Source organism: Paenibacillus sp. HWE-109, assembly GCF_022163125.1.
Lineage (GTDB): Bacteria > Bacillota > Bacilli > Paenibacillales > NBRC-103111 > Paenibacillus_E.
The window spans coordinates 8,175,001-8,197,500 of record NZ_CP091881.1 but is presented as its reverse complement, the minus strand read 5'-3'; the positions used below and the strand labels follow the sequence as shown (position 1 = coordinate 8,197,500).

Sequence of the window (22,500 nt, the reverse complement as noted above, 5' to 3'; positions counted from 1 at the left end):
TGCAGCGGAAGGACCAAGGAGAACTTGCTGCCCTCCCCTTTTTTACTTTGCAATGCCAGTGAACCGCCCAGCAGTTTGGCCAGTTGGAGACTGATCGATAAACCTAAGCCCGTTCCCTCATATTTGCGATTAGAGGCACCGTCTCCTTGTTGAAAAGCTTCAAAGATCATTTGTTGCTTCTCTTCGGCAATCCCAATACCTGTATCCTGTACCACAAAGACGACCCAAGCTAAGGAGTCCGTAATATCCATTTCCACATTCAGGGTGATACTGCCCTGCTCCGTAAATTTAATTGCGTTCATAATTAGATTTCGAAGAATTTGATTGAGCTTCTGGTAATCCATTTGGATCATGCTAGGTACGCTGGGTGCCAAGTGCACGTCGAAGTGCAGCTTTTGTGCAGCTGCCAACGGTTGAAATTGTTGCTTGATGTAGGAAATCAGTTCATCCATAACGACAGGTTGCCAGAGAATGTCCATTTTGCCCGCTTCAATCTTAGACAGATCCAGCACACTATTCAGCATAAGCAGCAGTTCATTGCCAGACGTGTGAATGATTTCGGCATATTGATTGACTTCCTGAGAATTGGCCGGTTCATCATACTCCCGAATTAATTCGGATAATACGATAATGCTGTTCAAAGGCGTTTTGAATTCATGTGACATATTGGCAATAAATTGCGATTTGTAGGTAGAAGCAAGTGTCAACTGTTGTGCCTTTTCCTCCAGTTCACGCTTGGAAGCAAGAAGCTTCGCCTTCTGTTTGCGCAGTCTGGTATTCATTTTACGAATCTTGTTCGCTTGCAGCTGTTCACTGTAAAAATCCAGAATAATAAAAACAAAGAGGGCACTTATGAGAAGACCTGTGGGATAGGTGTAAATAGCAACCTTGGTCAAATAGACAGTCTTATTCACGGCGCCAAAACTTGCGACCCCGATCACTTGCAGTGTGTTAATGGAAAGGATCGAGATTAGCGCCTTTTTCGTGTAGCTCCACTTTTTCTGTTGGTATAATCCTACGAGAAACGCAGCTAAGAAACTTAGCAGCAAGATATTAAGCGAACCCGTAAATGCTTGCGGGTTAATCCCCGTAATCGTGTATCTGGCAAGTGCGATGCCCAGTCCGATAAGGAGAAGCAGATGATATTTCCGAAAAAAGAGCGTTCCAAAAACAAGCGGAAGCGCACGCAAATCAAAAAGCGTATGCTCTGATATTCTCACGCCAAAAAACATGGTTAGCCAGCCCGAAGCAATAAATATGGCGACTAGCACAATCTGTTTTACCGTCCATGAAGCCTGTTGACATGTATATTTAAAAATGAGATTGAATAAATAAGCACATGTAATCAAGATACAAACATTAACTAAGAAACTGATAAAAATCGTAATGATAACCCCCCCTTGCCTACAACTGATCATTGTGATTGCCACTTTTGATTATACCTATTGATGTACCATAAAAATACCCTTATCTCTATTAGATCCAAACAAGGTCCAAAGTACTAGAATTGCGCATGACACCATCGTTGGAAAGCCATACTGTTAAAAGCAATCACCTAACTATCAGGAGGCTATCGATGATCAAACAGAAATGGCGTATTCCAGCCACACAAGGTCTAGGGTTTAAGCTTAGCAAAGGACAAGTGGTTCGTGTCACGGATGTGGAGGGTGAACAAGTCGCTGATTTCGTTGCTTATCATGCTCATAATTTGAACGAGCGACTCGATCCTGGAGTGACTCTCGATGCTCTGAGTACAACGAACGTGAAGCCCGGCGATATCCTGTATGCTACAACCTATAAACCAATGCTGACCATCGTATCGGATACTGTGGGACGGCATGATTTCATCAATGCTGCTTGCCGCTCCGAGATGTATGAAGTGCTCTATAACAAACAAAATCATGCGAGTTGCTATCATAATTTGAACGAAGCTATCGCAGAATTCCATATCCCTGCCCCGGTTCAGCACTACCCTTTCAATTTGTTCATGAACACAGTGATTCATCCTACAGGAGAAATTAGCGTAGAACGCCCCTTATCCAAAGCAGGGGATTATATTGAACTTAGGGCCGAGATGGACCTTATTGTTGCTGTCTCAGCCTGCCCCTGTGCGGAAAGTGCCTGCAACGGTTTCGTATGCACCCCGATTGATGTAGAAATTATGTAAGAAAGATCTGGGCAATCACCCAATCCCCCTCCTTCGCATACTATGCTCCGAATGATGAAGGAGGGGTTTATAGTGGTTCAATTACATGCAAAAACTTGGCTCGATCGTCATCTGGGTGAGCTGCCGGTGTGGCAGCAGGATGCTTTCAGTCAATTTGGAGATATGATTGCCGATTCAGACAGGACATTCCCCTGTATCCCTGGTAGGCAGGGTTTTCTTGCAGACAGCTTGCGATTCGGGTTCGCGCCTGACCCACGGACAGACACGGCCATCGAGGAAGTTGCTGCGCTTCTGCAGCAGTATGGCGAATGCTCGCGAGACACAGGGAAGTTCGCTTCGCTAGTCATTTTCTTCCAAACCCCCGATGATATGAGAAATGACTATGCTGTAGAGGATTATGAGCATCTATTCTGGTCGATTTTAAGCCGTGTCAGCGCCAAAGATGACATGCCGTGGCCAGGGCACATCTCTAACGATCCCTCCCATCCGTCTTGGGAGTTCTGTCATAGCGGGCAGCCTTACTTCGCCTTCTGCGGAACACCAGCCCACCAAGTTCGGAAAAGCCGACGGACATCTCACTTTCTGATTACATTCCAGCCGCGCTGGGTGTTCGCCGAAATCAATGATTCTACCCCCTTCGGACGAAATATGAAAAAGCTGATTCGCGAGAAATTAGTGGCATACGACGGAGTGCCTGCACATCCTTCGCTCAAATGGTACGGCCAATCGGATAATTTGGAGTGGGAACAGTACTTTCTGCGGGATGATGACAGCGTGGCCGCCAAATGCCCCTTCCATGCGATGCACAAAAAAGGGTAAGACTAAAAGGAGCTAAGCAGTTACAAGCTGCTTAGCTCCTTTGTTTTGGCCGTCTCTAGTGCAGAGAAGGTCGGTTATTCGGAGGCATTTGCGGCATGCCTTGTGCCGGAACGAAGGTATTCAGCATTTTTTGCATATCGGAGATTTCCAGCCGCGGAACTTGGTAGTAGGCATTTCGGTTTTGATATAAGAAAATTTCGTAAGCCATTTCGATGAAATTCTGAACTTGCGAAGCCAATACGCGGCGCACCGCAGGATTGGTCACTTCAACAGACGTCATCGTCAGCAGCGAAGCATGGGATTTAATCAACCCCAGCATATGAGCGCTAATGCCTGCATCTTTGACATCAGCCAGTGACTGATTCGGCTTCTTGGGTTGCGTTGGCTTGATGCCATAAATCGGCTGGGACAGATTGCGAATCATATACGTGCCTGTTTCTTGACTTGGCTTCTGCCCGGTTGCAAAGCATTCCGCTGTTAAATTGTAATGGAACAAAGTGAAGTTGTACTGACGATCCAGAATATCCAGAAGCTCGTGATCTTGCACAAACTGTCTGAAGATCATGAATTGATCCAGTACATTAATGGTACATGCCAATACTTCATGCAAATCAAAAACTTCATGACCGCCATGATTCATGTAATGCTCGCCCTGCTGGTTATTGTTGTAAGGTGTTTGCTGCTGCATCTCGAAGTCTCCTTTGAACGAATAAGTTTGGTAACTTCGATAAGTTGCGTTGTTTACGTTGAAATTATGCGTGGCGCTATGTTAAAAAGAATAAGCAAAACCCCCGGCAAGCTGCCGGGGGTCATCTTATTTAGAGGCATTTTTCGCGGCTTCCGCTGCCGCCTTCAGACCTTTGCTCTTATATGGTTTAGGAGCGCTTTTGGCCCGATTGGCGCTGGCTTGCCAACGATCCCAGCCCTTTTTATCCGTTCCTCTGCCAGTACCGCCCTTGCCCTTCGCCTTGCTCATGCTTTCACGCTCTGTAAGGAAGCCCACAACGCTTCAAGCCACACATCAAAGTCTGACCCTTTGTCACCTTCATACGTATCAAAAACATCGCTTCTTGTTTTCTGCAGTTTCTCTTTAAACTCTTCATACGTGTGACCTTCCGGCAAGCTCTTCTTAATCCGCACGAAAACTTTGCCTGCGCCTTTGATCAGATCGCCTTTTTTGCGCGGGGGCAGCTGCGCATCTTCGCCAAATGCGCGAAGCTTCCGGTAAGCGGCCTCTTGAATGGGATACACGGTATCGTTCTTCAACATCCGCGCCAAAATATTTATCGTCTGTTGATCGTTCCACTGTCCTAATTGTTCCACAGCGTCCAAACGCTCTCTCCAATTGGACATGCGGCTAGCTGATTTTTTTAATTCTTCAAAATTCGGGGGCAATTCATAGGTTTGTTCAGTACTCAAATGATTCAGGCTCCTTTTAACTGCAAAAAAATCGCAAGTTTCTTGTCTGAGATTGATGTTACACTTTTTTTGCGCGGAGCGCCAACTTTTTGCTATATCCACAAAGTACTGATGCCATCTTTGACTTCGCTTACCCTGGTGGCGGTCGGGACAGCTATCATCCCAAGATGCTTACCAAAGTGATTATTTATGCCTCCACTCAAGGCTGCAAACTGCGGAAAAACAATTCAAAACTTACCGCCATCTGCGTCGTGAGTTTATCGTCGCCCATCCCCATTCCCCACAGGATTAAGACTCCCATATAGGTTTGAAGCGCTTGATCAGCAATCATCTCAGGAGGAATTGCCGAAGAAAATTCTCCACGCTTCTGCGCTTCAATAATAATAGGCACCAATACTTCTTTCAGTTCTTCCAACATGTTTAGTCGATTCGTTAGTGACTTTCCATTACCCAAATCACTTTGAAAAACAGCACGAACAAGCTGCCTGGTAAATGGAACCATTCGAACAAATTCCATTAGGAATTCTCTGATATGCGGGAGAAGCGGTCCGCTTCTGTCCTTTAATTTCTCAATTTCCGTGGTCGCTTGGAACGTTTGGATATCACAGAAGACATCCTCTTTGCAGTCAAAATAATTGAAAAAAGTCCCTTTCGCTACGCCTGCGCGTTCGGTTATCAAATGAACGGTCGTGCCATCATATCCATGCTCCGCAAACAGTTCAAGCGCAGAGTCTAATATTTTTTTGCGCGTAGCGCGCTTTTTTTCTTCACGGTTCATAAGCTCATCTCCGTCAAATCACATATGTGTCAAAGATATAGGCTAAGTATAGAGGAAACTAGAATTTTGTACAATGCATAAAATGACCAAAGGTTCAATAATATCATTTAAATATACAATAACCATCACCGTTTCATATTTACATTCCTTTTAAAACATAAATACGTCCCTGAAAAAATATTGACCGAGAGTCCAAAATAATATTGACCGAAAGTCATAATTGAGTTATAACTGAGAACAGATAAAGTTTTCAGAGGAACATTTAGGAGGCGCACTAGTATGATTGAAAAATGGATTAGACTTTTAGCCAAAACGAAATGGCTTGTTTTACTCGTTTGGTTAGCCGTAACCGTGAGCTCTGTATTCATCTTGCCAGACTTAGGACAAATCGTCAGACAGACGGAGTCCAAGTTCCTACCGACAGATGCGCAGTCCGCTCAGGCTCAGGCGATCCTTGAGCAGATGGACCCGAATCGGAAATCCAAATCAAATGCGATTGTCGTCGTCCAGCGAGAAAGCGGCTTAACGGAACAAGATCAAACATGGATCAAAGCCCAAATTGACGAGTTGAAAAAAGAGCAAGATGCGTTGGGGATCGTTAGCGTACTGTCGGCTTCGGAGGATCCATCGCTTGCACAAAAATTTATTAGTCAAGACAATACGACGGAACTCGTCATCGTCGAATTTCCCAAAGAGGTACAACAGGCCTCCACGTCGGATAGCGTAAAACTTTTAAAAAATAAGTTCATCTCACAGCCAGACGGCATGTCCGTCGAATTCACGGGAAGCGCCCCTATTTTCCTAGACTATAATTCGTCAACCAATGAAGGACTGAAGAAGACGGAGGTACTCACTCTTGTTCTTGTTCTTGGCATTTTACTCTTTGTCTTCCGCTCTCCGATCGCACCTTTCATTCCGCTCATTACAATTGGAATGGCCTTCATTCTCACACGCGGGTTCGTAGCGCTGCTGACCAAAGCTGGCATGCCCGTCTCATCTTTTACAGAGACATTCCTGATCGCCGTCTTGTTCGGTGCCGGAACGGACTACTGCATTCTCTTGATTCACCGTTTCCGTGAAGAACTCTCCCATACGACCGACCGGGTCACAGCTTTGCTGCGCACCATTCAAACTGTCGGCAAAACCGTGCTGTTCTCGGGAAGCACCGTGCTTATCGCCTTTTTCCTAATCGGATTCGCCAAATTCGGCTTATATCAATCCGCAGTCGGCGTAGCCGTCGGTGTCGCCATTACTCTGGTGGCAGCCGTTACACTAACTCCAGCTTTGATGTTAATTCTGGGGCCAGCCATGTATTGGCCGGTAAAAGTCAAAAGCGGCGCAGCACACGGAGACTCCAAGCTTTGGGGAGCAATGGCGCGTTTAACCGCTAAGAGACCAGTCGCGGTACTCCTGGTAAGCTTACTTGTGTTGACGCCGTTCGTTTTCCTTTTTCAAGGGAACCGCTCGTTCGATGACTTAGCCGAAATTGATCCAAGCATCAGCGCGGTCAAAGGCTTTCGTGAAGTAGAAGCCAAATTCAGCAGCGGCGAAGTGCTGCCTACAACAGTAGCGATCACCTTGCCGAGTTCGATGAGAACGCCAGAAGGTTTGGCCGCTATGGAGAAAGCGAGTCAAGCCGTTAGCCAGATTGCCGATGTGAAAGAGGTTAGAAGTGCAGCCAGACCGCTGGGCAAGCAGATCGCGGAGCTGACGGTGCCTAATCAACTGGAGCAGACGAATAAAGGCTTGACCGAGCTGCGCTCAGGGGTGAACGAAGTAAACGACGGCTTTAAGAAAGCACAGACCCAAATAGAAGCTCAAGCTGGGGATGTCGCCAAGCTAAGTCAGGGTGCAGAGGAAATAGCGAAAAAGCTGACGGACGTGCAGGGCGGGCTGCAGCAAGTATCCGGCGGCCTTGTACAGTCTGAGCAAGGCGCTCAGCAGCTAGTCAAGGCATCCTCTCAGCTGAAAGGAACAGCAGCTTCGATGGCAGATGATTTATCTAAACTGGCGCAAGAGTACCCGGAGTTGGCTTCGAATATTACTTATCAGACTCTCGTCGGTAAGCAGCAGGGGTTGACTGGCGGATTGGTTCAAACCGAAGCTGGTCTGCAGCCTTTGGCTAAAGGCCTCTCCCAACTAGCACCATCCGTGAATCAGCTATCCGGCGGTGTCAGTCAATTAGCTGATGGACAAAAGAAAGTCAGCAGCGGCATTGGGCAAGTGGAGAGCGGTCTTGGACAATTCGCTTCCGGTCTTGGGGACGGAACAGGCGCATTAACGAAAGTATCCGATGGACTTAACCAAGTTCTAGAAGCGCAAAAAGGCATCATCGATAATAGCTCCAAACAAATCTCGGGATGGAATGTGCCCAAAGAATTGCTGGAGCAAGCTGATTTCAAGAAGTCTCTGGACTTCTACATGTCCGAAGACGGCAAAATTGCCAAGGTCGAGGTCGTACTGGCGATCAATCCCTATTCCAAGGAAGCCATGGGAAAAATGGATGAAATTAAAGAGTCCATGACCAGCAGTTTAAAGGGAACAGCCCTTGCAAAAGCCGATATTAAACTCGCAGGGCAAACCGCCAATTACCACGAGCTCGACCGCATCTCGCAGCGTGACTTTTATCGCACAGGCGGGTTCGTGTTAATTGGGATCTATGTCGTTCTGGCTTTGCTGCTCCGTTCCCTTCTCATGCCGTTGTATCTTCTGCTATCGCTAGTCTTTAATTACTTGATTACGATGGGCATTGTGGAGTTCATTTTTGTTAAAATGTTGGGCTTTGCCGGTCTGTCCTGGACCGTTTCCTTCTTCATCTTCTTGATTATCGTGGCGCTCGGCGTCGACTACAGTATCTTCCTCATGGCTCGCTTCAAGGAAGAATACCGACCGGGCCGCATCGTTGAAGCCATGGGCAGAGCCATGACGACGACTGGCGGCGTGATTATGTCGGCAGCGCTCATTATGGGCGGCACATTCGCGGCGCTTATGTTCTCCGGCGTTGACACGCTGCTCGAGTTGGGTGCAGGCATCGCCATCGGTTTAGCCATTTATACGACCGTGTTCATGGGTCTAATCGTGCCGTCTTTGGCCGTTCTCTTCGGAGAAGCCAACTGGTGGCCGTTTCCGCGCAAAGCATCTGGAGCCGAGAAGGCCGCTGCTGCTGCGGAAGTCGGGGATGCTGCTGTGCAGCATTAGCACTAAATATCGATAGAACAATGAGATATCGAAAAAGGAGCTAAGCGGCTTATACGCGCTTAGCTCCTTTGCTTTCTCCTTCACCAAACATTTGTTCTTGTTCAATCATACATCGAACCGCTCGAGCGCAGCACTTTTGGTCTCCTCATAAGAGTCTCCAAGGACTCCTATTCGTGTAAAATGGCCACTTTTCGCGTAAATAACAGCTCTTGGAGACTCTTATTGCTTCCTCGGGGGCAGGTTTTACATGTTTCGCAGCAGTTAAGAGTCTCTACAGTCCGCTATTCATGAAAAGTCCGTGCTTTTTGAGCAAATAGGAGCTGTTGAAGACTCTTATTTGCGAGCAATAGGGCAATAGCGCTGCCTGCTCCCTCAATGCCATGCGACCTTTGGGAAAACCTCTTTTGCGTTATGCAGAGGCAAGCTTCTCCGCCAATCGCTCAGCCAAGTCAATAATGTCTTCCTTCCGAGCTAACACATCAACCCAAGACCCTGGAATAGCCGATAGACCATAATAGATACCGGCTAAACCACCAGTGACTGCCCCGGTCGTGTCTGTATCTTCACCCAAATTAACAGCCTTTAACACAGCTTCTACATAGTTAACGCTATTAAATAAACACCACAAGCTAGCCTCTAACGTATGAACCACATAGCCAGAGGATTGGATCTCCCCCTCCGTAACCTCCGCAATATTTCCATTCAAAATTGCTTGGAAATGCGCCAACTCCGGCTCATCCTTGTAATAATTGTTCACCGCAACCTGCGTCTTCCTGTAGCTTTCTTCAAGGTCGAATCCCTGGAGCAGATGACAGGCAAACTCCACGTAGATGACACAGGCGATGATCGATCGGATATGCCGGTGCGTAATTGAGGAAACGGCAGCAATCATCGGCACTTTTTCCTCGAAAGTTGCTTCTTTCAGGAAATAAGCAAGTGGCAGGATACGCATCAAAGATCCATTGCCATTACTGCGAGTACCCGTCAATCCCGCCAAATCGGGACGAATAAGTTCATAACATAGCCGGTCCAACGCCTCGCGCGTCGTGTTCCCGATATCAAAGACTTCCCCATATGGCGTCCAATGCCCTTTGTGATACCACTGTACACTTTGATAGCCGATATCATAAATATCATATCCCTTGCACAAGCTCTCCGCTAAGCAAAAGGTTAAAGAGCTGTCATCGGACCATGTGCCTGCTGGTTGATCATAGGTGCCATGTCCGATCATCTCACGAATCGGATTCTGCTTAAGATATCCTCTCTCCCGAAATTCGACCGGCACACCCAAAGCATCCCCTACACAGAGTCCGAGCAGCCCAGCCAGTACTTGATCCTTCATAACCTTAACTCCTTTCGCCTACTTTTCTTTGATCAGATCCTCGCGAAGCGTAGTTAAAATGTCCCCGAGCCAATTTGTTCCTCGCCAAGTGCGGCGATTTTGGGCATGGGGGTGTTCCTCGGCTAAGCCGATTCCCCAAATTTTATCATCCGGGCTTGCTTCGACCAATGTAGTCCCGCCTGTTGCAAGCAGTGCATGTTTGAGCTCGGGATTTTGCGTAAATTTCGCATAATTAGCGTCATAAACAATCTTTTTACATACCTGCTGCCATTGATCCGCCTTGAAGTTTTTGACATTTCGGCCCAACTTCTTTTGATCAGATGGCGAACGGCTGGCGAGAATTTTCCCTGCTATTTCAGCATCTTCAAAAATGCTTGCTTTCATATACATCATATATTGCTCCGCACAGTTAAAGACATTGCCATCAATTATAAAACGACAAGAATGCCACTGTGAAAAAGGAGACTGCGTCCTCCAGAAAAATGTAAACTTCTCCATCTCTATCACCTTCATTTTCTAAAATGAGCGGCGGTCCTGACTCTCCCTCACCTAAAGGTTCCGCAAAAGCTCCGCTCTAATATCAGCCAGCGATTGATCACGAACTAATTTCCCATCTTCGAATACAACTTCCAGCCTATCTTCCGCCTGACGCTCGGTGTATTCAGCCACACTCAGATTGTCTGTGTATGTGATCTTGCCATCTTGTTCGGTGACGAGCACGAGGCCTGTTTGCGATTTCTTAAAGTTGCCGCTGTCTGTTTTGGGATCTTTGAAAATTTTGCGCTCTTCGCCATTGATGACCGTAAAGGTCGATTTCAACGCAAAGCCAAACGTATCGCGTGTATTGTACTGGTAGGTGTACGAACCGATACCGTAGACCATGTTGGTCGAGGCAAAACCCTTGGCTGCTAGCTTCTCACATATTTCTCTACAGCGAGCAATCGTAATGGCATCCCCATAAATAGCCCCAATATGGCTGTCTAACTGCTTAAATCCCCTTTCCGTCGTCGTGCCGCCAAAGATATCCCAGAGGATCTCAATCACGCCTTTCCGTTCGAACTCATTGGTCGAATCCGCATCGCCGCAAATAATTTTCACCGGGTCCCCGCTGTCCGGACGAATCACCACTTTGCCATCACGGCTCAGAATATCTTCTTTGAGCCCGCGGATCACAACATCGAGCACGCTCCACAAATCCCATGTATCCGATACGATGGAAACGAAGCCGCTCGGATATACCTCATTGATCAGGTAACGGTACGAAGCCATTTCGTCTGTCCCGTGTGCGCACATAACACTATGTTCCGTCGCAGGAATCGAAGTACCTACGAGTTCTTTTTCAATATTAGCTTGGTAGAAATCTTCCAAATAAAGAATCGCAGGGATAGTATCAGTCCCTGTAAACGAAATCAAATGGCCAGCCCCGCTGATTTTGGCCGCTTCTAATGAGCTCATGCCGCGCATCGAGAAATCATGCCCTTGAAAAGGCACGCCCGCTGTGTCCCCATTCGTCGTCTTCGCGTACTCCTCCAGGATCTGACGGTACTCAAAAGCTAATGTCGCACTCGTCGCAGGCATCCAAAGCTGACAGGACATCAATGTCTCCAGATAATTGGTCAGCCAGAAAAATTCAGGCTTTGTATTTTCAATTGTCAGCATTGGCACCTTAATGGGAACCAACGTTCCTTCTTTTATCGCTTTGATTTTAATCGGCAAATAGCCTAAATCGTGCAACTCTTCGATATGCGAAGCGTCCGGATTCTCAGCGCCAAGCGCGTATTGGAGCACTCTTTTATACTCAACCACTACATCATCTTTAGGTCTCGCAAAGAAATTCACATCGAAATATTGGATCAGATACTCCTTAATAAACGATTGAAAGCCAAAAGCCACTACGTGATGGACATCTTCCAAGCGGCTCGTACGTGCCGTCCAGGTTGAATAAACAAGTTCCGTTCCCTTAGGATATTGGTTTTTGTGGCTCACCTTATAGAAATCGCAAAGCAGCGTTGCCGGGTAAATGAATGATTGTGTCATGTTACATACCTCCTATGTTGGTTACGTGAATGTTGGGGTGATCAGTTTCCTCAAGCATGGTATTCGTTGTGAACACTTTATCAATCAGGTCGGTTTCAAGGATTTTTCCTTTAAAAATGGACGTTTCGCAGTGTCCCACCAGCAGATAAATCTCGGAAGCCCCCAGCTCCTTCAACTTTTCGGCACTCAGCATAAATGTCCCGCCATATGAGCACAGATCATCTACAATGATGGCTTTAAATCCACGGTTCTCGATATTTCCGACAACATCTAGCTTCTTGATTTGACCTGTTTGGAAATCCCGCACTTTAAATCCAACCAGCTGTTGGTATCCTTTGACCTTGCTGTATCGCTTCTGAGCCCCTGCATCCGGGAAAAATAAGTAATCAGCTTCTGGATTGAAGCCCGTAGCGGCAATAACCTGATCGAGCAATTCGATCGTAGGATACCTTGCTGTGCTGCGGTTAATGAGTGCGAGTGAGACGTCTGAATGAGGCTCGATCAATGTCACCTTTTGAAATGACAACGCATTTAGAAAATTCGCCACGTATTTGAGCGTAAAAACGGACGATCCCTCCACTCGGTCCATACGGCTGTAGGGCATGTAGTAAATCACTAGGAAAGATGCAAAATTATGATCATCCAGGAAATTCTTTACGAACATCAGCTTGATCAAATCGCTGTCTGATTCATATTTAAAAGCTATCTCATTGTGCTCTAAAGCCAATCCAAGGATTTGCTCCCCATCCACCAGCGTCTCGCCGTTCGGGAAAATCTTGAAAACTAATTCGGTCCCATTTAACAGAATCATGGTTCGTCACGCTCCTTTTTTTATGATTGTATCAGCTATAAATAGATAATTGCGGCTCCACCTCTGTGAACCGATACAACTGAGCCGCACGCTGGGAAAACCGATTGGATCCCTTCAAGGTCCCGTCAGGATTGAGCACTTCCTCAATGATTCTCTTGCGGCTTTGCGTCGATGTAATTTTGCGAATGAAATTTTGCTCCGCGAACTCCGGAACGACTGTCTGAATCACTTGGTACAGCTCGCCGATCGTAAACTCCTCTGGAAGAAATGCTTTGGCAATCGTGGTCGTTAGCATCTTCTGACGGACTTCGTGGAGGGCATCTCCAAGAATTCGTTTATGGTCAAAAGCTAAATCCATAGCTAACGCTTCATGTACTGGGAACAGCCGTACATCGGAGGCATCCACGTCCGCCTTGCGATGGGCTAGCTCATTTTCGTCCACTAGCGCTAGAAAGGCATGAGAGATAATCCATCCACGCGGGTCGCGTCCCGGCTCACTGTAAACATTGAAATATTCGAGATGAACGTTGGCCACGCCTGTTTCCTCTTTCAATTCACGCGCAGCGCAGGCATGCACCGTCTCCGTCTCAAGTGTAAATCCCCCTGGCAGAGCCCACATGCCTTCATAGGGCCAGATCTTCCGCTGAATTAACATAACGTTTAACTCACGGGTCGGCAGTGATTTCTTCCGTGTATTTCTATCTTTGGATATGATCGTAAAGATGGCGATGTCAGTTGGCGCTCCATCAGGTGTTCGGTAATTGCTTGCAGAATAGTTGGATTCGTTGTCGACCATTTTGGTTCACCAGCCTGGTTTGATTATTTCATTTTGATATTATCATTATGACATAATTAAAGGGTTTGTCAATGGGTGTTGGGAAAATAAAGAAAAATAACCCAATTCCCCACACACGGCTATGGGAATTGAGTTATTGAGATTGTAATTGATGAAGAATAGGAGTTACCCAATTTGGCAAGCTGCTGTTTCTGTACTTTAGATCTCCTCTGTCTATTTCAAGAACAATTTCTCCGCTTAAAGAACTATTGTCGATGACTATGAGGTTATCTATAAGATTCATATGGGTAAGTAAATTTTCAAATGAAGTATGATGACGGCGCAGAATATCCTTCGTAGGAATTTGGTGTCCGCCATTCTTAACCCTAATCGCCACACGTTGAATATTTAGGTTAGGATCTCCAAGGCCCACGTAAAACGTGATGATTTCAAAGTTATTTGCTTTTGCTTCTTTAATAAGACGTAGAGCATATCCGCCGGACAAGGTAGTTTCTATTGAGAAATCCCGAAAATTATGAATACATTCTCTAGCTAAACGAATCGCTTCCTTACCTGCTGATACCCGAGCAATTTCTGGTTGATGGGGATTAATACGTCTGGCCAGTGCATCTGGATCTATATTAACGCTTATCCCTATTCGATCAATTATTAAGTTTCTAATCGTACTTTTGCCGCTACCATTATTGCCAGCAAAGATGAAAAGTGTTGCTTTCGATTCACGCATATTCTTGATTCTCTTGGGGCAAAATTTCCTTTATTCCATTCGTATATTCTTTCACCAGTCGCCCTGACAAGTCTTTATAGACCACATAAGTTCCATTGGCTTTAGCATCAAGCTTTGCGCGCTCTCCTGTCAGCTTGATTAATTTATTTAAATCATCATTTCGTTCCATATATAATACCTCCAGTTTCATTTAGATTAGAATAGATCTCAATTATAGCATTCAATTATTTTGCAACAAAGAATTATAAATTCACTTCACTCTGCAAACAAAAACGGCCCATCCGCCCAAGCGAATAAGCCGCCTACCTATCTAAATCCTCTAACTGACCACCACACCTCTACAGTATTTGCATACATCCGCATCAATTGCAATTTCCTCATTACAATAGGCACACGGCTTATGTGTTTTCAAATCAGGTGATTCTGTTACTTTGCGCTTCCTCACACTTGCCAAAACCAATAAACCAATGACAACAATGACGACGGCCACCAACCAATAAATCATTCGTGAAACACCTCCTAGTTGATAAACAACTTTCTGATGGTTCCGTCTATGTATATTCGGCTAGCCTTGTCCATTAGTCATCTCTGCAAAATTAATTCACACCAAGTCGATATACTCCGCAACCCGCGATTCCAAAATTTCTATCAGCTCTTCATCCATGAAGGGATAGTCATCTGGAATATCCAGGCATATTAGTTTTTTATCCCCCAACATATCTCCAAATTTCTCGGTTATACGTCTAACATGTTTCTTCTCCATAGCAAAAATAACATCAGCCCAGCCTACGTGACCACTGGTGATTCTAACTCTTGCTTGTTCTTCCGTCCCTACTGACCGAACATCCAATCCTGCTTGTCCCGCGAATATTTTCTCAGCGGTTAAGCTTCGCCATTTATTCCTACTACATACGAAAAGAACTTTGATTATTGCTCTGTCATCCCTCATGTTGACGAGCCTACAGGCCACATCTGCCCCTGATAAGCCATCTCCCAGAACATCGTTTCATACCGCGTCGCATTTAAGAATATCGTCTCCAGTCTGGCCAAATCGTCCCCTGATTTCCCTTCCGCCAAACGATCCATTAAACGAATGCACCACTGGGCTAGCTCGCCAAACTCCTCGGAACTATACATTCGGACCCACTCCCCATAGTCAGGGTGATCCGCGGCGCCTGGTATTTCTTTGAGCATCACACCAATCTCCCAATAACTCCACATGCAAGGAAGCAGAGCAGCGGTCAATTCAGCCAACGATCCGTTCTGTGCAGCATGAAGCATATAATGCGAATAGGCTAACGTGATAGGTGAAGGCTCCGTCTTCTCCAATTCCTCTTCTGTAATGCCGAACTGTGCCGCGTAGGACCGATGCAATTCCATTTCCTCATGAAGAATCGAGTGCAGCAGGGCTGCAAATTCGCCCATGGTCTTCAAATCCGTCGCTTTCACTGCGCCGAGTGCAAACAATTTCGCATAATCAATCAAATATAAATAATCCTGTATCATATAAAAGCGAAATTTATCACGATCTAAAGTACCTTGCCCGAGTTCCTGAACAAATGGATGCAGCTGAGTCTGACGCCAAGCGTCCTGGTATTTATCTACCAAATGTTGTGTGAATGACATATCGATATCTCCTTTTATTCGTTTATGACTAGTGCAAACGTATAGGATTCGACGAGTTGAACAAATTTCCTGTTAAAGGCAATTGTCTATACAATAAAAAAACCACCCTAAGGTGGTCTTTCTGTAAGCGGGCGGCGGGAATCGAACCCGCGCGATCAGCTTGGAAGGCTGAAGTTCTACCATTAAACTACGCCCGCGCGTTATGAAATTGATGGTCGGGACGACACGATTTGAACATGCGACCCCCTGCTCCCAAAGCAGGTGCTCTACCAAGCTGAGCTACGTCCCGAAGCCAAACAGGTTGAAGATGGCGCGCCCTGAGAGATTCGAACTCCCGACCTTTTGATTCGTAGTCAAATACTCTATCCAGCTGAGCTAAGGGCGCATATGTTGTTGGGATAATGCCGAAGACCGGACTTGAACCGGTACGATAGTCACCTATCGCAGGATTTTAAGTCCTGTGCGTCTGCCGATTCCGCCACTCCGGCTTGCATAAGTAATAAGGCGCTACCCAGATTCGAACTGGGGGTAAAGCTTTTGCAGAGCTCTGCCTTACCACTTGGCTATAGCGCCAAATTAAAAAGCGGAAGACGGGGATCGAACCCGCGACCCTCGCCTTGGCAAGGCGATGCTCTACCGCTGAGCCACTTCCGCAGGGTACCTCACGAAGTATGAATACTTCTGAGGATTTAATGCGCGTAGAGGGACTTGAACCCCCACGGTCACCCGCTAGATCCTAAGTCTAGTGCGTCTGCCAATTCCGCCATACGCGCATGTTGTAAAATTCTTTCACGGATTGGTACCGCGCTTTATTCGATGCCCCACGCTAGATCCTACTATTCAGAATTTGTTTCGGTCAGCGGAATCTCGTATGAAGTGCATCTCTTAACCGCGAAAAGTAATATACCATGAGGGGGGCGGATGAGTCAACTATCGTATTGATGGACAGAAAAAAAAACAAAGAAATAACACTTATATGTGAATTTTCCCGACTCTTCGTTTACCGAATGCTTTCCTTAAATCGAGCAACGCCTATGTTCTCCAATTTGTTATACAACTCTTTCTTAATCGTATATTTACTTGAAATATTAACCATCTTAGGATTTATTCTAGCGTTGTTACGATCTAATTAATAACTACATATTTTCGACAATTGTAGCAATTGTGTATCTAGCAAATGGTTCCACCGGACTATTTATGTAAATAGATGGAAGTGATATATTTGGTTGGAATTATATAACTAAATTTGGGAGAGTGATAGCTTTGCTAAAGAAATTTTAAAAAAAATTAGTAGTGGGAGTTTTGGCTGGTGCAATATCTTTGGTTGGAGCCACAACCTCAGCTTTTGCTTATGATGGATGGGCAGACTCGATTGCAACAGCTTATTCGCTAAATGGACCACTAAGCGGTGTCTCTACAACAATCAATGCATCTGATGATGTAGACTGGTATTCTTGGACAAATGATACTGGAAGCAATGCTAGCTGGAATGCAACACTACAATCTCCAGCAGGCTTAAACTACGACATGCATATGGTTTTACGTACCGGTACTCAATATCTGTCATTGGGTTCAGCCGGTGATCAGGGACCAGGTGGATTAGATTGGCCTGGCGGAACTATTCAAGCAGGTGATACTATATATTTTCAAATCAGAGGGCAAAAAGGATCTGACTGGTCCACGAGTGCATTATATACTTTTAATATCAATCACCCTTAATTCTTAAAAAGAGCACTCCATTCGGAGTGCTTTCTCTTTTGTATATTCATAGCCCACCAAGAATCCATTCTAAGTTGTTATTACGTTCATACTTGCGATGTCCCTTAGAATAGCCACCTCTGGAGAGCTGAGAGTTTACATTTTCTTCTGTCTCTTCCAAACGATCGAGTGGCAAGCGTTTGCGGTACACGAACACTTCACAGGTATATATTAACCGACGTAGTCTTAACATCTGTTTTAAACTTCGATTCGACGTCATTCTGCGTGACTTCTAGTAGCCTGTATGCACCAAGATAGCGGTTTATGTCCGCGAGACGCTTGTAAATAAGATTTCGTCTCAAGTGTCAAATTACGCTCTTTACAGTTCTCTACAGTTCTATAGATAGATTCTCATAGCTGAGTCCATGCTGACTGATTCAGACGATAATTATACGGGCTGTTTCCCCTATAAATTCATTGATTGTGTTCAATGTACGTAATCTTACGAATTATAAAAATAAAAAAGCCTCCTAATCCGTAGTGCCTACGGTTAAGAAGCGCAATTGCGTTTTAATTTAGCGTATTTCCGGTTAGGAGACATTTAAAAAACGGTCATATAGCGAACCTTTTGAAGTACAATCCTAAGTCTAGTGCGTCTGCCAATTCCGCCATACGCGCGCATGTTAATGCTGGGGCCCCCGAAAAGTAATCGGAATTCCCTTCGAAGCTTTCACTTCACTTTTTGGGGTAAAGTGGTGAGTCATGTAGGATTCGAACCTACGACACCCTGATTAAAAGTCAGGTGCTCTACCAACTGAGCTAATGACTCATAAGAAGATACTGGGGATCAAGGATTTGAACCTTGGCATGACGGAGTCAAAGTCCGTTGCCTTACCGCTTGGCTAATCCCCAATATAGGTTAAAAATAATGGGCGGACGACGGGACTTGAACCCGCGAATGCTGGATCCACAAACCAGTGCGTTAACCCCTTCGCCACGACCGCCACACTATAAAATTAGGTATATGGAGGCTGATGGATTCGAACCACCGAACTCGGAGAGAGCAGATTTACAGTCTGCCGTGTTTAGCCACTTCACTAAGCCTCCATATTAAAGCCTTGTGGTGCCGTCGAGAGGACTTGAACCCCCAACCTACTGATTACAAGTCAGTTGCTCTACCAGTTGAGCTACAACGGCATAATTCTTACTTTGGTAAAAATGGCGGAGCTGACGGGATTCGAACCCGCGGTCTCCTGCGTGACAGGCAGGCATGTTAGGCCACTACACCACAGCTCCAAATAGGTTGAAAATGGTGGAGGCTGACGGGATCGAACCGCCGACCCTCTGCTTGTAAGGCAGATGCTCTCCCAGCTGAGCTAAGCCTCCATGGGATAAGAAATTAGGGAATTAATGGTGACCCGTAGGGGACTCGAACCCCTGTTACCTCCGTGAAAGGGAGGTGTCTTAACCACTTGACCAACGGGCCTTATAAGAAATTACTGGCGGAGAGAGAGGGATTCGAACCCTCGCACCACTTACGCAGTCTAACCCCTTAGCAGAGGGTCCCCTTATAGCCACTTGGGTATCTCTCCAATTTAATTAATAGCGGCAGAGGGGCTCGAACCCCCGACCTTACGGGTATGAACCGTACGCTCTAGCCAGCTGAGCTACGCCGCCAAGAAATCAAACTTGTGTATGAAATGAGACGGAGAAGGAGGGATTCGAACCCTCGAGACGCTTGTGACGCCTACACGATTTCCAATCGTGCTCCTTCGGCCGCTCGGACACTTCTCCTAGAAAGGTACTCCCCGAACAGGACTCGAACCTGTGACAACTCGATTAACAGTCGAGTGCTCTACCAACTGAGCTATCAGGGAACATTTGGTGGAGCCAAGCGGGATCGAACCGCTGACCTCCTGCTTGCAAGGCAGGCGCTCTCCCAGCTGAGCTATGGCCCCTCGTAAGTTATTGACCGCATAGTTATGGGGCCCCCGAAAAAGTAATCGGAATTACCTACGAAGCTTAGCTTCACTTTTTGGGGAATATTGGTGGGCCCTAGTGGACTCGAACCACCGACCTCACCCTTATCAGGGGTGCGCTCTAACCAGCTGAGCTAAGGGCCCCTATAAGATAAGCACGCTTACAGGGTAGCAAAAAAAATACCCACTAGGGGTAAACTGCTTGGCAACGTTCTACTCTCCCAGAACCCTGCGGTTCAAGTACCATCGACGCTGGAGGGCTTAACGGTCGTGTTCGAGATGGGAACGCGTGGGTCCCCTCCGCCATCATCACCAAACAGTCAAAGCGTGATTTGCGCCTTGAAAACTAGATACGAAACGTGCGTAAAGTAACATTTAGGTTTATTGGTTAAGCCCTCGACCGATTAGTATTCGTCAGCTGCATACGTTGCCGCACTTCCACCTCGAACCTATCAACCTCGTCGTCTACAAGGGGTCTTACATACTGGGAAATCTCATCTTGAGGGGGGCTTCGCGCTTAGATGCTTTCAGCGCTTATCCCCTCCGTACATAGCTACCCAGCTATGCCTCTGGCGAGACAACTGGTACACCAGCGGTACGTCCATCCCGGTCCTCTCGTACTAAGGACAGCTCCTCTCAAATTTCCTACGCCCGCGACAGATAGGGACCGAACTGTCTCACGACGTTCTGAACCCAGCTCGCGTACCGCTTTAATGGGCGAACAGCCCAACCCTTGGGACCTACTTCAGCCCCAGGATGCGATGAGCCGACATCGAGGTGCCAAACCTCCCCGTCGATGTGGACTCTTGGGGGAGATAAGCCTGTTATCCCCAGGGTAGCTTTTATCCGTTGAGCGATGGCCCTTCCATTCGGTACCACCGGATCACTAAGTCCGACTTTCGTCCCTGCTCGACTTGTAGGTCTCGCAGTCAAGCTCCCTTATGCCTTTGCACTCTGCGAATGATTTCCAACCATTCTGAGGGAACCTTTAAACGCCTCCGTTACATTTTAGGAGGCGACCGCCCCAGTCAAACTGCCCACCTGACACTGTCCCCATACCGGATCACGGTACCAGGTTAGAACTCCGATACGATCAGGGTGGTATCCCAACGGCGCCTCCACCCAAGCTGGCGCTCAGGCTTCAAAGGCTCCCACCTATCCTGTACAGATCGTACCAAAGTCCAATATCAAGCTGCAGTAAAGCTCCATGGGGTCTTTCCGTCTTGTCGCGGGTAACCTGCATCTTCACAGGTATTAAAATTTCACCGGATCTCTCGTTGAGACAGCGCCCAAGTCGTTACGCCATTCGTGCGGGTCAGAATTTACCTGACAAGGAATTTCGCTACCTTAGGACCGTTATAGTTACGGCCGCCGTTTACTGGGGCTTCAATTCATAGCTTCGGGTTGCCCCTAACCACTCCTCTTAACCTTCCAGCACCGGGCAGGCGTCAGCCCGTATACTTCGCCTTGCGGCTTCGCACAGACCTGTGTTTTTGCTAAACAGTCGCTTGGGCCTTTTCACTGCGGCCCCCTCGGGCTATTCACCCTACCGAGGCACCCCTTCTCCCGAAGTTACGGGGTCATTTTGCCGAGTTCCTTAACGAGAGTTCTTCCGCGCGCCTTAGAATTCTCTTCTCACCCACCTGTGTCGGTTTGCGGTACGGGCACCTTCGCCTGGCTAGAAGCTTTTCTTGGCAGTGTGAAATCATGACCTTCGGTACTTAAAGTTTCCCTCCCCATCACAGCCCAGCCTTACGATGTGCGGATTTGCCTACACATCAGCCTCACTGCTTGGACAGACATCCATCAGTCTGCGTCACTATCCTTCTGCGTCACTCCATTGCTCATAACGGCTACGGTGGTACAGGAATTTCCACCTGTTGTCCATCGACTACGCCTTTCGGCCTCGCCTTAGGTCCCGACTTACCCTGAGCGGACGAGCCTTCCTCAGGAACCCTTAGGTTTTCGGCGGATCAGATTCTCACTGATCTTTTCGTTACTTATACCGGCATTCTCACTTGTATGCGCTCCACCTGTCCTTACGGTCAGAATTCAACGTACATACAACGCTCCCCTACCCATGCACAAAGTGCAAGCCATAGCTTCGGTGGCGTGTTTAGCCCCGTTACATTTTCGGCGCAGAGTCACTCGACCAGTGAGCTATTACGCACTCTTTCAATGGTGGCTGCTTCTAAGCCAACATCCTGGTTGTCTGTGCAACTCCACATCCTTTCCCACTTAACACACACTTGGGGACCTTAGCTGATGGTCTGGGCTGTTTCCCTTTTGACAATGGATCTTAGCACTCACTGTCTGACTCCCGGAATAAAGTTTGTGGCATTCAGAGTTTGACTGGACTTGGTAACCCTTGGCGGGCCCCGCACCCAATCAGTGCTTTACCTCCACAACTCATCTTCCGAGGCTAGCCCTAAAGCTATTTCGGGGAGAACCAGCTATCTCCGAGTTCGATTGGAATTTCTCCGCTACCCCCACCTCATCCCCGCATTTTTCAACATGCGTGGGTTCGGGCCTCCAGTGAGTGTTACCTCACCTTCACCCTGGACAGGGGTAGATCACACGGTTTCGGGTCTACGTCCACGTACTAAAGCGCCCTATTCAGACTCGCTTTCGCTGCGGCTCCGTCTCTTCGACTTAACCTCGCACGGGAACGTAACTCGCCGGTTCATTCTACAAAAGGCACGCCATCACCCATAAAGAGGGCTCTGACTTTTTGTAAGCACACGGTTTCAGGTTCTTTTTCACTCCGCTTCCGCGGTGCTTTTCACCTTTCCCTCACGGTACTGCTTCACTATCGGTCACTAGGGAGTATTTAGCCTTGGCAGATGGTCCTGCCGGATTCCGACGGGGTTTCACGTGACCCGCCGTACTCAGGATACCTCTAGGGATTTCGTTCAATTTGGGCTACAGGGCTTTTACCTTCTATGCCGGACCTTTCCAGATCACTTCGCCTATCGAACTAACCCCATATCGAGGTCCTACAACCCCAAGGAGCAAGCTCCTTGGTTTGGGCTATTCCGCTTTCGCTCGCCGCTACTGACGGAATCACTTTTGTTTTCTTTTCCTCCAGGTACTTAGATGTTTCAGT

General features: G+C 47.0%; 19 protein-coding genes, 21 tRNA genes and 2 rRNA genes (2 of these 42 cut by a window edge). 4 read left to right on the top strand and 38 right to left on the bottom strand.

The window, feature by feature from the left end; genetic code table 11:
- A protein-coding gene (locus LOZ80_RS35470) for an ATP-binding protein (protein WP_238168896.1) crosses the window boundary here: on the bottom strand, window positions 1-1,418 show its 5' portion. 16 nt of this gene lie to the left of the window's left edge; the window shows 1,418 of its 1,434 coding nt (coding positions 1-1,418); it begins with the start codon at window positions 1,416-1,418; the stop codon falls past the left edge of the window.
- A 161-nt stretch (window positions 1,419-1,579) separates the two neighbouring features.
- Between LOZ80_RS35470 and LOZ80_RS35465 the strand changes: the two genes are divergently transcribed.
- Both LOZ80_RS35465 and LOZ80_RS35460 read left to right on the top strand, forming a co-directional pair.
- Window positions 1,580-2,167: a DUF1989 domain-containing protein gene (locus tag LOZ80_RS35465; RefSeq protein ID WP_238173208.1), complete on the top strand. Its 588-nt coding sequence runs from the start codon at window positions 1,580-1,582 to the stop codon at window positions 2,165-2,167.
- A gap of 69 nt (window positions 2,168-2,236) precedes the next feature.
- Window positions 2,237-2,986, top strand: coding sequence for a YqcI/YcgG family protein (locus tag LOZ80_RS35460; RefSeq protein WP_238173207.1), 750 nt, complete (start codon window positions 2,237-2,239; stop codon window positions 2,984-2,986).
- A 55-nt stretch (window positions 2,987-3,041) separates the two neighbouring features.
- On the opposite strand, the gene LOZ80_RS35455 is transcribed toward LOZ80_RS35460, so the two are convergent.
- The 4 genes from LOZ80_RS35455 to LOZ80_RS35440 all read right to left on the bottom strand — a co-directional run bounded on the left by LOZ80_RS35455 (window position 3,042) and on the right by LOZ80_RS35440 (window position 5,183).
- Window positions 3,042-3,674 carry a spore coat protein gene (locus LOZ80_RS35455; protein ID WP_238168895.1) on the bottom strand — a complete coding sequence of 211 codons (633 nt, stop codon included), beginning with the start codon at window positions 3,672-3,674 and terminating at the stop codon, window positions 3,042-3,044.
- Between the two features lie 126 nt (window positions 3,675-3,800).
- Window positions 3,801-3,962, bottom strand: coding sequence for a DUF3934 family protein (locus LOZ80_RS35450; RefSeq protein ID WP_189020579.1), 162 nt, complete (start codon window positions 3,960-3,962; stop codon window positions 3,801-3,803).
- Window positions 3,959-4,405: a HEAT repeat domain-containing protein gene (locus LOZ80_RS35445; protein WP_443146995.1), complete on the bottom strand. Its 447-nt coding sequence runs from the start codon at window positions 4,403-4,405 to the stop codon at window positions 3,959-3,961. The genes LOZ80_RS35450 and LOZ80_RS35445 overlap by 4 nt, the downstream gene beginning before the upstream one ends.
- A gap of 199 nt (window positions 4,406-4,604) precedes the next feature.
- Window positions 4,605-5,183 (bottom strand): TetR/AcrR family transcriptional regulator, encoded by a 579-nt coding sequence (locus LOZ80_RS35440; protein ID WP_238168894.1) that lies wholly within the window; start codon window positions 5,181-5,183, stop codon window positions 4,605-4,607.
- Window positions 5,184-5,462: 279 nt separating this feature from the next.
- On the opposite strand from LOZ80_RS35440, the gene LOZ80_RS35435 reads away from it, so the two are divergent.
- Window positions 5,463-8,381 carry an MMPL family transporter gene (locus tag LOZ80_RS35435; protein WP_238168893.1) on the top strand — a complete coding sequence of 973 codons (2,919 nt, stop codon included), beginning with the start codon at window positions 5,463-5,465 and terminating at the stop codon, window positions 8,379-8,381.
- Between the two features lie 409 nt (window positions 8,382-8,790).
- On the opposite strand, the gene LOZ80_RS35430 is transcribed toward LOZ80_RS35435, so the two are convergent.
- The 17 genes from LOZ80_RS35430 to LOZ80_RS35350 all read right to left on the bottom strand — a co-directional run bounded on the left by LOZ80_RS35430 (window position 8,791) and on the right by LOZ80_RS35350 (window position 16,490).
- Entirely contained in the window at window positions 8,791-9,723 is a 933-nt protein-coding gene (locus tag LOZ80_RS35430; RefSeq protein WP_238168892.1) for an ADP-ribosylglycohydrolase family protein, read from the bottom strand.
- An 18-nt stretch (window positions 9,724-9,741) separates the two neighbouring features.
- Window positions 9,742-10,221: a riboflavin biosynthesis intermediates N-glycosidase gene (locus tag LOZ80_RS35425; protein WP_238168891.1), complete on the bottom strand. Its 480-nt coding sequence runs from the start codon at window positions 10,219-10,221 to the stop codon at window positions 9,742-9,744.
- 51 nt (window positions 10,222-10,272) lie between these two features.
- A complete protein-coding gene (locus LOZ80_RS35420; protein WP_238168890.1) occupies window positions 10,273-11,760 on the bottom strand; it encodes a nicotinate phosphoribosyltransferase in 1,488 nt (495 codons plus the stop codon).
- Between the two features lies 1 nt (window position 11,761).
- Complete coding sequence (locus tag LOZ80_RS35415) at window positions 11,762-12,571, bottom strand: ribose-phosphate pyrophosphokinase (RefSeq protein WP_238168889.1); 810 nt, start codon at window positions 12,569-12,571, stop codon at window positions 11,762-11,764.
- Between the two features lie 31 nt (window positions 12,572-12,602).
- On the bottom strand, window positions 12,603-13,367 hold the full coding sequence (locus tag LOZ80_RS35410) for an NUDIX hydrolase (protein WP_238168888.1): 765 nt from the start codon (window positions 13,365-13,367) through the stop codon (window positions 12,603-12,605).
- Between the two features lie 133 nt (window positions 13,368-13,500).
- Window positions 13,501-14,091 carry an ATPase gene (locus LOZ80_RS35405; RefSeq protein WP_238168887.1) on the bottom strand — a complete coding sequence of 197 codons (591 nt, stop codon included), beginning with the start codon at window positions 14,089-14,091 and terminating at the stop codon, window positions 13,501-13,503.
- Window positions 14,084-14,260, bottom strand: a complete 177-nt coding sequence (locus tag LOZ80_RS35400) for a hypothetical protein (RefSeq protein ID WP_238168886.1) — start codon at window positions 14,258-14,260, stop codon at window positions 14,084-14,086. Before LOZ80_RS35400 ends, LOZ80_RS35405 begins: the two co-directional genes overlap by 8 nt.
- Window positions 14,261-14,410: 150 nt before the next feature.
- Window positions 14,411-14,596: a hypothetical protein gene (locus LOZ80_RS35395; RefSeq protein WP_238168885.1), complete on the bottom strand. Its 186-nt coding sequence runs from the start codon at window positions 14,594-14,596 to the stop codon at window positions 14,411-14,413.
- 96 nt (window positions 14,597-14,692) lie between these two features.
- Complete coding sequence (locus LOZ80_RS35390; RefSeq protein WP_238173205.1) at window positions 14,693-15,019, bottom strand: low molecular weight protein tyrosine phosphatase family protein; 327 nt, start codon at window positions 15,017-15,019, stop codon at window positions 14,693-14,695.
- 17 nt (window positions 15,020-15,036) lie between these two features.
- Window positions 15,037-15,717 (bottom strand): thiaminase II, encoded by a 681-nt coding sequence (gene tenA, locus LOZ80_RS35385; protein ID WP_238168884.1) that lies wholly within the window; start codon window positions 15,715-15,717, stop codon window positions 15,037-15,039.
- Window positions 15,718-15,843: 126 nt separating this feature from the next.
- Window positions 15,844-15,914 (bottom strand) — tRNA-Gly (locus LOZ80_RS35380).
- A 15-nt stretch (window positions 15,915-15,929) separates the two neighbouring features.
- Window positions 15,930-16,006 (bottom strand) — tRNA-Pro (locus LOZ80_RS35375).
- A 19-nt stretch (window positions 16,007-16,025) separates the two neighbouring features.
- Window positions 16,026-16,102, bottom strand: a tRNA-Arg gene (locus LOZ80_RS35370).
- A gap of 17 nt (window positions 16,103-16,119) precedes the next feature.
- Window positions 16,120-16,205 (bottom strand) — tRNA-Leu (locus LOZ80_RS35365).
- A 14-nt stretch (window positions 16,206-16,219) separates the two neighbouring features.
- Window positions 16,220-16,290, bottom strand: a tRNA-Cys gene (locus LOZ80_RS35360).
- A gap of 9 nt (window positions 16,291-16,299) precedes the next feature.
- Window positions 16,300-16,371 (bottom strand) — tRNA-Gly (locus tag LOZ80_RS35355).
- Between the two features lie 39 nt (window positions 16,372-16,410).
- Window positions 16,411-16,490: transfer RNA gene (locus LOZ80_RS35350), tRNA-Leu, on the bottom strand.
- A gap of 529 nt (window positions 16,491-17,019) precedes the next feature.
- Here LOZ80_RS35350 and LOZ80_RS35345 point away from each other — a divergent pair.
- Complete coding sequence (locus LOZ80_RS35345) at window positions 17,020-17,436, top strand: hypothetical protein (RefSeq protein WP_238168883.1); 417 nt, start codon at window positions 17,020-17,022, stop codon at window positions 17,434-17,436.
- Window positions 17,437-18,168: 732 nt separating this feature from the next.
- Here the strand turns inward: LOZ80_RS35345 and LOZ80_RS35340 are convergent.
- The 16 genes from LOZ80_RS35340 to LOZ80_RS35265 all read right to left on the bottom strand — a co-directional run.
- Window positions 18,169-18,244, bottom strand: a tRNA-Lys gene (locus LOZ80_RS35340).
- A gap of 11 nt (window positions 18,245-18,255) precedes the next feature.
- Window positions 18,256-18,327 (bottom strand) — tRNA-Gln (locus LOZ80_RS35335).
- 19 nt (window positions 18,328-18,346) lie between these two features.
- A tRNA-His gene (locus LOZ80_RS35330) sits at window positions 18,347-18,419 on the bottom strand.
- 21 nt (window positions 18,420-18,440) lie between these two features.
- Window positions 18,441-18,522: transfer RNA gene (locus LOZ80_RS35325), tRNA-Tyr, on the bottom strand.
- 14 nt (window positions 18,523-18,536) lie between these two features.
- Window positions 18,537-18,612: transfer RNA gene (locus LOZ80_RS35320), tRNA-Thr, on the bottom strand.
- Between the two features lie 22 nt (window positions 18,613-18,634).
- Window positions 18,635-18,711: transfer RNA gene (locus LOZ80_RS35315), tRNA-Asp, on the bottom strand.
- Window positions 18,712-18,725: 14 nt separating this feature from the next.
- Window positions 18,726-18,801, bottom strand: a tRNA-Val gene (locus LOZ80_RS35310).
- A 25-nt stretch (window positions 18,802-18,826) separates the two neighbouring features.
- A tRNA-Glu gene (locus tag LOZ80_RS35305) sits at window positions 18,827-18,901 on the bottom strand.
- Between the two features lie 14 nt (window positions 18,902-18,915).
- A tRNA-Ser gene (locus LOZ80_RS35300) sits at window positions 18,916-19,007 on the bottom strand.
- Window positions 19,008-19,018: 11 nt separating this feature from the next.
- A tRNA-Met gene (locus tag LOZ80_RS35295) sits at window positions 19,019-19,092 on the bottom strand.
- A 29-nt stretch (window positions 19,093-19,121) separates the two neighbouring features.
- A tRNA-Ser gene (locus LOZ80_RS35290) sits at window positions 19,122-19,209 on the bottom strand.
- A gap of 10 nt (window positions 19,210-19,219) precedes the next feature.
- Window positions 19,220-19,292, bottom strand: a tRNA-Asn gene (locus tag LOZ80_RS35285).
- Between the two features lie 5 nt (window positions 19,293-19,297).
- Window positions 19,298-19,373 (bottom strand) — tRNA-Ala (locus tag LOZ80_RS35280).
- 88 nt (window positions 19,374-19,461) lie between these two features.
- A tRNA-Ile gene (locus LOZ80_RS35275) sits at window positions 19,462-19,538 on the bottom strand.
- A gap of 56 nt (window positions 19,539-19,594) precedes the next feature.
- A 5S ribosomal RNA gene (gene rrf, locus LOZ80_RS35270) occupies window positions 19,595-19,711 on the bottom strand.
- 67 nt (window positions 19,712-19,778) lie between these two features.
- A 23S ribosomal RNA gene (locus LOZ80_RS35265) occupies window positions 19,779-22,500 on the bottom strand (it continues 193 nt past the right edge of the window).